This window comes from Vibrio makurazakiensis (assembly GCF_050337375.1).
In the GTDB taxonomy this organism is placed as follows: Bacteria; Pseudomonadota; Gammaproteobacteria; order Enterobacterales; family Vibrionaceae; genus Vibrio; species Vibrio makurazakiensis.
In genome coordinates this window covers 1-9,198 of record NZ_JAKJSW010000168.1, presented here as the reverse complement: position 1 = coordinate 9,198, position 9,198 = coordinate 1, and the positions used below count along the sequence as shown (strand labels likewise).

General features: G+C 40.8%; 14 protein-coding genes and 1 pseudogene. 7 read left to right on the top strand and 8 right to left on the bottom strand.

The window, feature by feature from the left end:
- Positions 1–226 precede the first annotated feature (226 nt).
- From L4C33_RS16365 to L4C33_RS16355, 3 genes are read left to right on the top strand one after another with little or no spacing between them, the layout of a single operon-like run.
- Complete coding sequence (locus L4C33_RS16365; RefSeq protein WP_428813486.1) at positions 227–1,477, top strand: TadE/TadG family type IV pilus assembly protein; 1,251 nt, start codon at positions 227–229, stop codon at positions 1,475–1,477.
- On the top strand, positions 1,474–1,905 hold the full coding sequence (locus tag L4C33_RS16360; RefSeq protein WP_428813485.1) for a TadE/TadG family type IV pilus assembly protein: 432 nt from the start codon (positions 1,474–1,476) through the stop codon (positions 1,903–1,905). Before L4C33_RS16365 ends, L4C33_RS16360 begins: the two co-directional genes overlap by 4 nt.
- Positions 1,902–2,354 (top strand): TadE/TadG family type IV pilus assembly protein, encoded by a 453-nt coding sequence (locus tag L4C33_RS16355; RefSeq protein ID WP_428813484.1) that lies wholly within the window; start codon positions 1,902–1,904, stop codon positions 2,352–2,354. Before L4C33_RS16360 ends, L4C33_RS16355 begins: the two co-directional genes overlap by 4 nt.
- Positions 2,355–2,453: 99 nt before the next feature.
- On the opposite strand, the gene L4C33_RS16350 is transcribed toward L4C33_RS16355, so the two are convergent.
- Positions 2,454–2,792: a zinc ribbon domain-containing protein YjdM gene (locus tag L4C33_RS16350; protein ID WP_428813483.1), complete on the bottom strand. Its 339-nt coding sequence runs from the start codon at positions 2,790–2,792 to the stop codon at positions 2,454–2,456.
- A gap of 243 nt (positions 2,793–3,035) precedes the next feature.
- Between L4C33_RS16350 and L4C33_RS16345 the strand changes: the two genes are divergently transcribed.
- From L4C33_RS16345 to L4C33_RS16335, 3 genes are all read left to right on the top strand, one after another.
- On the top strand, positions 3,036–3,293 hold the full coding sequence (locus L4C33_RS16345) for an HP1242/YdcH family protein (RefSeq protein ID WP_428813482.1): 258 nt from the start codon (positions 3,036–3,038) through the stop codon (positions 3,291–3,293).
- A gap of 81 nt (positions 3,294–3,374) precedes the next feature.
- Entirely contained in the window at positions 3,375–4,067 is a 693-nt protein-coding gene (locus L4C33_RS16340; RefSeq protein WP_428813481.1) for a ribosome recycling factor family protein, read from the top strand.
- A 96-nt stretch (positions 4,068–4,163) separates the two neighbouring features.
- Positions 4,164–4,439, top strand: a complete 276-nt coding sequence (locus tag L4C33_RS16335) for a nitrogenase-stabilizing/protective protein NifW (RefSeq protein ID WP_428813480.1) — start codon at positions 4,164–4,166, stop codon at positions 4,437–4,439.
- Positions 4,440–4,474: 35 nt separating this feature from the next.
- On the opposite strand, the gene L4C33_RS16330 is transcribed toward L4C33_RS16335, so the two are convergent.
- On the bottom strand, positions 4,475–4,894 hold the full coding sequence (locus L4C33_RS16330; protein ID WP_428813479.1) for a PACE efflux transporter: 420 nt from the start codon (positions 4,892–4,894) through the stop codon (positions 4,475–4,477).
- An 83-nt stretch (positions 4,895–4,977) separates the two neighbouring features.
- Between L4C33_RS16330 and L4C33_RS16325 the strand changes: the two genes are divergently transcribed.
- The gene (locus tag L4C33_RS16325) at positions 4,978–5,859 is read left to right on the top strand and encodes a LysR family transcriptional regulator (protein WP_428813478.1); all 882 of its coding nucleotides are present in this window, start codon (positions 4,978–4,980) and stop codon (positions 5,857–5,859) included.
- Positions 5,860–6,081: 222 nt separating this feature from the next.
- Here L4C33_RS16325 and L4C33_RS16320 read toward each other — a convergent pair whose 3' ends face one another.
- The 6 genes and pseudogenes from L4C33_RS16320 to L4C33_RS16295 form a co-directional block, all read right to left on the bottom strand.
- Complete coding sequence (locus L4C33_RS16320; RefSeq protein ID WP_428813477.1) at positions 6,082–6,555, bottom strand: GNAT family N-acetyltransferase; 474 nt, start codon at positions 6,553–6,555, stop codon at positions 6,082–6,084.
- Positions 6,556–6,564: 9 nt separating this feature from the next.
- Positions 6,565–6,873 carry a cupin domain-containing protein gene (locus tag L4C33_RS16315; protein WP_428813476.1) on the bottom strand — a complete coding sequence of 103 codons (309 nt, stop codon included), beginning with the start codon at positions 6,871–6,873 and terminating at the stop codon, positions 6,565–6,567.
- 8 nt (positions 6,874–6,881) lie between these two features.
- A complete protein-coding gene (locus L4C33_RS16310; protein ID WP_428813475.1) occupies positions 6,882–7,199 on the bottom strand; it encodes a TfoX/Sxy family DNA transformation protein in 318 nt (105 codons plus the stop codon).
- 47 nt (positions 7,200–7,246) lie between these two features.
- The gene (locus L4C33_RS16305; protein WP_428813474.1) at positions 7,247–7,786 is read right to left on the bottom strand and encodes a hydrolase; all 540 of its coding nucleotides are present in this window, start codon (positions 7,784–7,786) and stop codon (positions 7,247–7,249) included.
- A gap of 132 nt (positions 7,787–7,918) precedes the next feature.
- Positions 7,919–8,458, bottom strand: a complete 540-nt coding sequence (locus L4C33_RS16300; protein WP_428813473.1) for a nucleotidyltransferase family protein — start codon at positions 8,456–8,458, stop codon at positions 7,919–7,921.
- A gap of 397 nt (positions 8,459–8,855) precedes the next feature.
- A pseudogene (locus L4C33_RS16295) lies at positions 8,856–9,198 on the bottom strand (hypothetical protein); the annotation flags it as partial.

Below are 9,198 nucleotides of genomic sequence, written 5' to 3'. Positions count from 1 at the left end.
AATCTATACTTCAACGTACTGAAATACCTCTCGCTCTACACTCAAACCTTAACCAGCTATTGATTTCAGTATTCATTATAGCTTTTAAACTCTAGTCCAATAAAACTAGACCCTATTGCTTAGATAATTGGTCAGTATTGATGTGATTGTCTATAGTTAATATGGGAATTAAATGTCTATCGCCTAATCAACAGGTTAGGTTGGATCTACAAAAAGGGTACCTAGCATGAAGCGTAGAACCCCCTATCATTGGCCCCAAAAACAACGCGGGCTCACATTAGTTTTGATTACGATGAGCATGGCTGTGTTCATCGGAATTGCTGCGCTATCTGTTGATGTATCACACCTAGTCGTTAATAAAACTCGCTTACAAAATGCTGTCGACACCATCGCACTCGCTGGTGCCACAGTGGCAAACCGAACTTATGAATCAGCCGACACTCACTCAGCGGTTGTGGCTGCATATAATAAAGTGCTCGCTGCACCAGGAAATACAGAAATCGAATTGTCTGCAACAGAAGATGGCAGCAGCCTGAATTTGTTGGACATCGAATACTCGGACACGCCAAATAGCGGCTTTTCAACCACCTTTCCAGCATCAACGTCAGATAGAATTTACGTTCGGGTTCAGGTTACAGATTTAGCGCTCACTGACTTTTTCCTTCAAATATTTGGGCTGTCTAAAGAAGTTTCAGCCAGCGCAGTAGCCGGCCCTGTATTTATTGACGGAACCTCTAACATACTACCAATAGGCATGTGTGAAGGAAATGATGTCGGGCCTTCAGGCTACGAAGTAGGAAAGGTTTATGAAATAAAAACCGGCAGCCAATCTGATGATCCTGATGGGCTTGGTGCGGGTAATTTTCATCTATTGGACGTTGGTAGTGGTAAGTCATCCGTCAGTGATGCCTTAGTCGGAAAAAACACAGTTGTAGTGTCTGTCGGCGACGATATTGATTCGGAGCCAGGCAATGCAGTAGGGCCAACAACCAGTATCGATACACGGTTTGATGGTGGAACCGTCGACAGTGTTTATTACCCACCGGATATATCAACAACAGAGCCAAGCCCTGCGATTACAACGGATAACATTGATGCGTATAACGCTTTAGCCGATGTCGATAAGTGGAGCTATACAGATTACGCAACCACCACAAATGATTGTTTAGAAGATTCGAACTGTATATCTAGCTCTGCTGTAGCGTGGCGTAGAGTGCTTCCTGTCCCTATTTTGGATTGCGACTCGGCATCTAAATCTGGCGGTAAAATAGAATTTACCGTAACAAGTATCGGCTGCTTTTTCATGAGTCAGAGATATTCATCTTCCAGCTCTAAAGGAAAGAAAGGCCAACAAAGTATTTTTGGTGAATTTATAGAGATATGCACGGTGACGGATGGTGGAGCCTCAAATACAGATACAGGTATAAGCCGTATTGTTTTATTTAAAGATCCTAACTCTGTTGGCGGTGGCTCATGAAGCTAAAAAAACAAACTGGCTTTGCTGCAGTAGAACTCGTCATAGGCATTCCAGTATTAATGATGCTGCTGGTCGGTGTGATGGAAGTCGCCAGAATTTTTATAGAAATGAATACCCTAAATAAAGCTGTCAGGGTTGGAGCTCGTTATGCTACAACTCAATCTGGCGCTTCAGGCTGCAACCCAATAATAGCAGAATCAGGGAATATTAAAGACCTTGTTGTTTACGGCGATCTCAGTGCTGGAGGCTCAGCGCTTCTGACTGACTGGGAAACAAGCGACATTACTGTCAGCTGTGAAGATAATTTATTTGTGACGGTATCAGGCGAGTATACGTTTCAACCAAAATTTATGTCTAAAATTCCAGGGACTGAATTCTCTTTAGAGGTTCCTATGAGTGCGTCGACAGTAATGAGGATTGTCCAATGAAAAAGACATCGGGTATCACCATTATTGAATTTACCATCACATCTTCCTTTTTGATGTTGGTTTTGCTCTCAATCGTATCGCTGGGATACTTTATGTATTCGATGCAAGCGGTTAATGATGCAGTACGTACCGCTGCACGCATGGCCTCTGTATGCCAAATTTCGGATAGCGGAATAAAAGATTATGTTTCAAATAATAGTTATGTTTCGATCATTGAGAATGAAAATATCGAGATAGATTACTTAGATGAAAGCGGAACGGTTTTAGCAGCCCCTAGCTCTGAAGACGTACGATTTGTAAGAGCGAAAGCGGTAGATCTTGATTTCCAATTTATTTCACTATTATCATTTTTAGGTGATAGTGGGCTCATTGAATTCGCAAGCTTTGAAACAGTTATCCCAAGCGAAAGTCTCGGTCTGGTTCCTGATGGCACAGATACCGATTGTTGAGGGTTTACACTATGTGTTCTCACCTTTAAGTAATAGGGGGTTATTCCGTTTCATCAAATCAGACTATAAGTCGTAGAAAAGCGAATCCCCCAGCGCCAATTAAGCTTTCTTCACGTACTTTGATGTCACCATCATTTCACCGACACCATCAATTCTGCAGTCCAATTGGTGATCTTTCCCTTCTGTAATGCGCTTAATAACAGCCTTTGAGCCAATTTTAATTACTGTTGAGCTGCCTTTTACTTTCAAGTCTTTGATGATAGTAACTTTATCGCCTTCTTCCAGTACAGCACCATTCACGTCTTTGACTGCTCGTAGCGCTTTCTCTTCAGCTTCTTCTACTGGGCTCCATTCATAGGCACATTCAGGGCAAATTAACTGGTCTTGGTCTGGGTAAACAAATGCAGATTGGCATTGAGGACAAGGAGGAAAGGACATAGGTTAATCTTCTTTAAATTCATGATGTATATATGGTAATGGGTCTTTTATTTGTTAGCGAGTAGATTTTCAAACAAACGCTATTTCTACAGCTTTCGATTGCGGTTTCAGCTTTCTCGCCCTCTCCTCTTCTAGCAATTACAATTCGATTATTAAACATCGCTCATAATGGGAAATAAGCCACATTTTTTTAAGAACGATAACTCTATAGTTAAGACTAATCAGTTCAAGAAGGAAGCGCCCATGCTTAATGAAAACCATGCTTTTATCATCGATTTTCCTGACTTTAAAATGGACATCGTCCAACTTAATCATGACGACCCAACATTCAAAGCTGATATGCAAAAGTACCATGAACTAGATTACGACATTCGTCAGCTTGAAGTGTCTGGGAGCCCAATCGATGACACCAATATGCATGAGTTAAAACAGCAACGAATGGCTTTAAAAGATGTCTTATATCAACAACTAGCGGCACATCATAAACAATCAGTGAGCTAGGTTTACACGTAAGTCCACCACCAATAAACAGAGGTTGTGTTAAACTATTCCACAACCTCGATACCAATTACAGCCATTCCCATGAAACCTGTCATCAGCATTCCCATACTCTCTCTCGCACAAAAAATTAAAACTGACGGCATTAAAGAGATTAATGAAGCCATCGCTTTGGTTGATTGCAAAATACAACGTGTCGGTAGAAGCCGAAATTATCAACTCACTGGTGAATACGACAACTTGGTATTGAGTTTGGTCTTCATCGATAGTATTCGAGATGCTAAACGTTGCCGTAAATGGGATCGCTTTTACGACACACTAAAAGGCGAAATCACCCAACAACAAAATGCCGAAGGTCAAATCACTTATCCCATTAAAAATATTGCCGATACGCTCGACAAGATGGAACGTTTGGCTTTAGTTCTTGAGTGTGAAAAATACGACATCGACGTAAGAAGAAAAGCACACAATAAGCACTTTCATTTGGTGGGTTCACTAAAGCAGTTAAACACTCTTCAGTTTCAAATTCTCAATCAAAGTCACTTCGCTAAAAGCCCTAGTTCTAAAAGAATAGCGACTCAAATGAATTCATGGTTGAGTAAAAGGTTCGATATGGACGAAGTGGGCTTTTGTTCAAAAGTCGCAGAACTCAACCAACGTTCAGTACTGTCTTATATTCAGGAAGACCCAACAGTTTCATTATCTGAGCTCTGCTACAAAGCCAATTGCACGATGGCAGAAGCCAGAGCAGCCTTCGATGAGTTTGAAGGGTTTTAGAAATCCAGAGTGAACCAAAGTTATTATTGGCCTAAATCAAAGCCTCGAAAATAGAACTCCGTAATATCTAGTCATCGCCCTTTTGCATTTCCTTTTATGACAAAGCCACACATCCTGGAACAAATCTCGAAGTTCACATCAATAGAGCAAGCACTTGATCATTTTGATATTGGCTTTGATAGCAAATTCATAGCTCAGAATCGGACTGAACTGATAAAGAGATTTAACGGCTACTTACTACTGACCAAGCCCGACGATTGGTTTTCAGCGAGACGCGCATTAAAAAACGCCTACTGCAAAGTTCAAAGAAGCAAGCTAGACCGCCTAACACGATCTGCTTGCCGAGGTTGTACTACCTGCCAACGTCGTTAGCATAAGCGGCTTTTTACCTTTCTTAAGCTTGGTTGTTAATTACTAGCTGGAACCAGAAGCTTTCCTCTAATTGAGTCGTAAGCCCAGTTAAAACCAATAGCGTACAAAACAAAGAAAATCACCACACCAATATCCATCACTAGTACTGTCCAAAAGTCCATTTGCAGTGTCCACATTAAAACAGGGAACGAAATCAGCATCATGCCCAGTTCAAACCCTAAGCCATGTAAGATCCTAGTTTTAGGCGTTCTTACACTTCGGTCTGCACCAAAAACCTTGTCATACCCATAGTTGTAAACGTAGTTCCAGCCCATCGCGATTAACGACAATGTAATAGCAAGGCCAGCCATTTTAGATGCATCATTCCCTGTAATTAGGGTTGCTAACGAAGCCATTAAAATTAAGGCCACCAGCTCAAAAAGCACCATGTGCAAAATTCGTTCTTTATGAGACATACATAAACTCTCTCTGTTGATTTGAGAACGATACTATCTTGATTTATGATTAAATAAAGATAGTAACCATCAGTAAAAGTGATATGTATAATATTGAGCAACTTAGGATGTTTGTTGAAGCGGTAGAGTTAGGTTCTTTTTCTGCCAGCGCTAGAAAGTTAGGCAAAGTCCAATCTGCGGTAAGCCAGGGGATAAATAACCTGGAGATCGATTTCAATGTTCAACTCTTTGACAGATCGACACGCAAACCGACTCTGACCAAACAAGGTAAACAAATATTCAAGCAAGCGAGAGCGATTGTTCTGCAAGTCGAAGAACTGAATGTGTCTGTACAATCGTTGAATAATAACGAAGAAGACATGATTAAGATCGCCTTCGATGACTCGCTGCTGATGCCTTCTTTATCAACAATACTGAGTGAGTTTAGCGAACAGTTTCCAGCAACAGAAATTGAGTTAATGGCTGTGGCAAGTACCGATGTCATCCCCTTAATTAGTGACGAGCGTGCTGATATTGGGCTGATGTTTACCAAACTGAAATTCGACCAAAATATTGAGCCGTGTTTTATTGGCAACTTGCCATTTCGCTCAGTCTGCCACCCTAACCACGCACTCGCTAAGGCTGGAAAAGTAGGAACAAAAGAACTCGTCGTTCACCGTCAATTAATGTTGAGAGGCTATGGTGAGGAATCGTTAGAACAGTTCCCTATGCTTGCCAGTAAGATTTGGTGGTCAAATAATTTCAATTCAATTAAAGAACTGCTGATACATAGCAATTTAGGTTGGGCGTATATCCCGAGTCATCTAGTCGAAGAAGATATTAAGAATGGGAAATTAGTTGAAATCGACATTTCCTYTGATCATAAAACTTGGTGTCCTCCCGTTGATTTAGTTACTTCAAAAAGTAAGCCTCAAGGGCCAGCACTAAACTGGCTTCAAGAACACTTAAAACGGCTGATTGAATAGCTTTAAGTGCTAATCACACTGGCTTGTACGAACTTGTTTAGCTATTTARCTATTTAGCTATTTAGCTATTTAGCTATTTAGCTATTTAGCTACATCGTACCGCTGGCAACCTTGTAGTAAACCACACCGAATAGGCCAGCAAACACGAGCACAGTAATTAGCACCTTTAACCAAATAAATTTCATTTTTTATCCTAGTGAGTCGTTTGTTGTAAAGGCTAATTTAAACCAAGCTTTTTGACATATTAAAGCCTGTGATCGAAAAACCAGTCTCTTGATACAACTTCAATGCTCTGGTGTTTTGATAAGCGACTCGTAACTTAACCTGTTCAATGCCTTTAGCCTGAAGTTGGTCTTCCAAATACTGCATCGCCAGTTTACCTAGCCCCTGCCCTCGGAAAGAATCAGCGATGTAAAAATCATAAATGAAAGTCGAGTTATCGTTAGTATTAACAGAATGCCAAAGGTAACCTACTGCATTTTTCTCATCACTGTCTTTCAATTCAATACACAGTAACTCGTGCCCGTTTAACTCATAACCATTTGGAAAACTGTTTTCTAAATCTTTTCTTGCCAACTCAATTGCCGTAGAGATTGGATGGCCGTAGTTACGAGCAATTTCCTGACTGTAGTCTTCAATAAAATATTCACTGTAAGCCGGAAATTCTTCTTCACGCATTCGACGTAAATTAATCATAGTGTTCCCTTAATAAAATACGGCTAGCCACACCGTGACTTGCTCTTCATCTGTAGAAGCAACTTTATGTTTATCATGAGCGGGGATATTAATGTAATCCCCAGTGTTAAGCACAATTTGGCGACCATCTTCAAACACGAGCGTACCAGTTCCTTGTAAAACCATTACCCATTCGTTTTCACTTTGGTCATACCAACCTTGCTCTGGAGAGCTATGACCTTTAGATAAAATTCGTTCAATTCGAACATTCGGGGTTGCCACCAAATCTTCAAAAATCTCATCGGGTAATTGGCTCGGAATGTCGCTCAATAAATTCATATGGCTTCCTATTTAGGTGCGAGCCCAAGCTCATCAAGTCGCAATAGTATTTCAGTTTTTCGTGTTCGTGCGACTTCCTGCCAGTGGATATTTTCTTTAGCACCGATCATCGCATAAACAGAGTTCAAGCCCGTCCCTTTCACCTTAGCTTTCAGCCGAGCGTACAATTCATAAGTATCCGCAGCCATAAAATCATCGACGGAATAGATGTCTATTTGTGCAAATATTTCTTCGCTTTTCGGGCCGAACCCTTTTAAGTCCCGTATGCGAACTTTTGATTTAGGTTGAGCCGTTTTACAAGGTTGGGATTTATGTGGTTCTTTCATATATACCTTTAAACGAACCTTTAAGTGAATAAGTAGACTGATTGTTACTATTTGATAAGATTCAAAATATCTTTAAAGACTGGTGCTCGGCTATCTTCAACCAGTTCATATAAGCACATTTCAAGCCCTGTAATACCGACACCTTCAGCCTGTAGTTTATTCAACGCCAATTGCTTATTGTCTGGATCACGTGAGGAGCAGCAATCGCTGACGACTTCAACGTTAAACCCTTCGATTTTTAACGTCTTAGCTGTCTGATAAACACAAATATGCGTTTCAATTCCGCACACTAACCATGAGTCGACATTCGCATCGCTTATCGCTTCGTTAAACGCGCTCTCAGAGCACCCGCTAAACGTAAATTTGGAAATGGGGTTTACTCCATCAAGGAGTTCACTAATGCCTTGTACGGTTCGCCCTAAGCGTTCTGGGTTCTGCTCCAACCAGATGATAGGCAGGCCAAGTGCTTTTGCCCCTTTAACGAGCTTGATGGTATTCGCTATTACCGTTTCACTATCGTGTACTAATGTCGAAAGTTTCCCTTGAATATCGACAATGATCAGTCCGGTATTATCTTTTGTTAACATTAAACGCTCCGTGTATTAAATGTATTGAACTGTATATACGGCGTTGAATTCGCCTTTGTGCATCAGTGGAAAGCGCCCTTTTCTAAATGCTGGAATTTAACTTTCTTTATAACGAGTTGTTGCTAAAAGACGTCAGGAATAAACCACATTAAGCTTAGGCCAGGTCGATAACCACCCTTTTGCTTCTAGCCTCTCTTCAAACTCCAATCGCTTGCGCTTAGGGTTGTATGTCACGTTCAAATCAAATAACGATTCATAACCAAACGGTGAGATGCACTGGTAGCGATGGTCGGAAAGTTTTCGGATTGCTATAGCCGTTTCTTTTTCCGGCCAATAGCTCATCGCATCAACAACATCTTGATACGGTTCATCACCATTTCTAAGGTGCATTTTTGCCTGATTACGAACTTGCCAATTCACTTGAGGCATCTCTAAAAGAAGCTGCTGTTCAAGTTCTAAATAACGTTGGTCGTTGACTTCATCGCTGTCAAAATAGATAACATCCACATCATTAAGTGGTGTAGGTGTTGAACGGTGGTGCAAATGGTCCCACACAAGATTTCGAACAAATCCGGCGGCCAAATAGCACTGTGGTAGGTCAAGCCCTTTAACACAGTCAAGAGCTTGAACTCTTACTGGGTCTTGCTTGATCAGTTGAATGATTCTATCCATGACACACCCATATCAAACGCTGATTTGTCAGCGCAGTTCCATGCTGGGAATTAAAACACTGCTCCAACACGTATCAACCCACTTTTCATATTGAGGTTAATACTTTGAAACCGACTCTTCGCATACTCCCATAACTCTAATTAGGGTGGAATAGTTTATGGGTCGACTCTGTGATAGTCATAGAAATTTACCGAAGAGGTAAATACATCAGTGTGACTTAGCGCTGTAATTTGGGCTATAAACACCTATACGAACTCGTATTTATGATACAAAAACTTGGAATGAATGAGGAACTGCTAACTTTAACGCAGCTAGTGGTAACGGCATGATATGAGTTTAAAACGCCCCTTATCTTCAAGAGTCGGGACGTTTGAGTTTTCTTAATTAACTTCGCTTTTTAACCTTTCAGTTTCTTATCTTTTAACTGTTCAATGATGTATTCAGGAGCGACTTTACTAAGTTCAGCTAAGCATTCATCAGCATTGCTATTTCCGTAACGGACATAAATATCGCAAACCGCGTATAACTGCTCTGGCGCGCCCGATATCATATAAGCTTTTTCAAATGCATCTGTCGATTTATCTATATCGAAATGCTCTTGCAACACCCCATTTAAATACCAATAGTAACTGTTATTTTTAGCAAGGTTCGCAGCCATTTCAATTTCTTGAGCCGCTTGTTTTTTCTCGTTCAAGCGAACTAAAGTTAGCGATTTAGAATAATGTAGCGCACTGTTATCA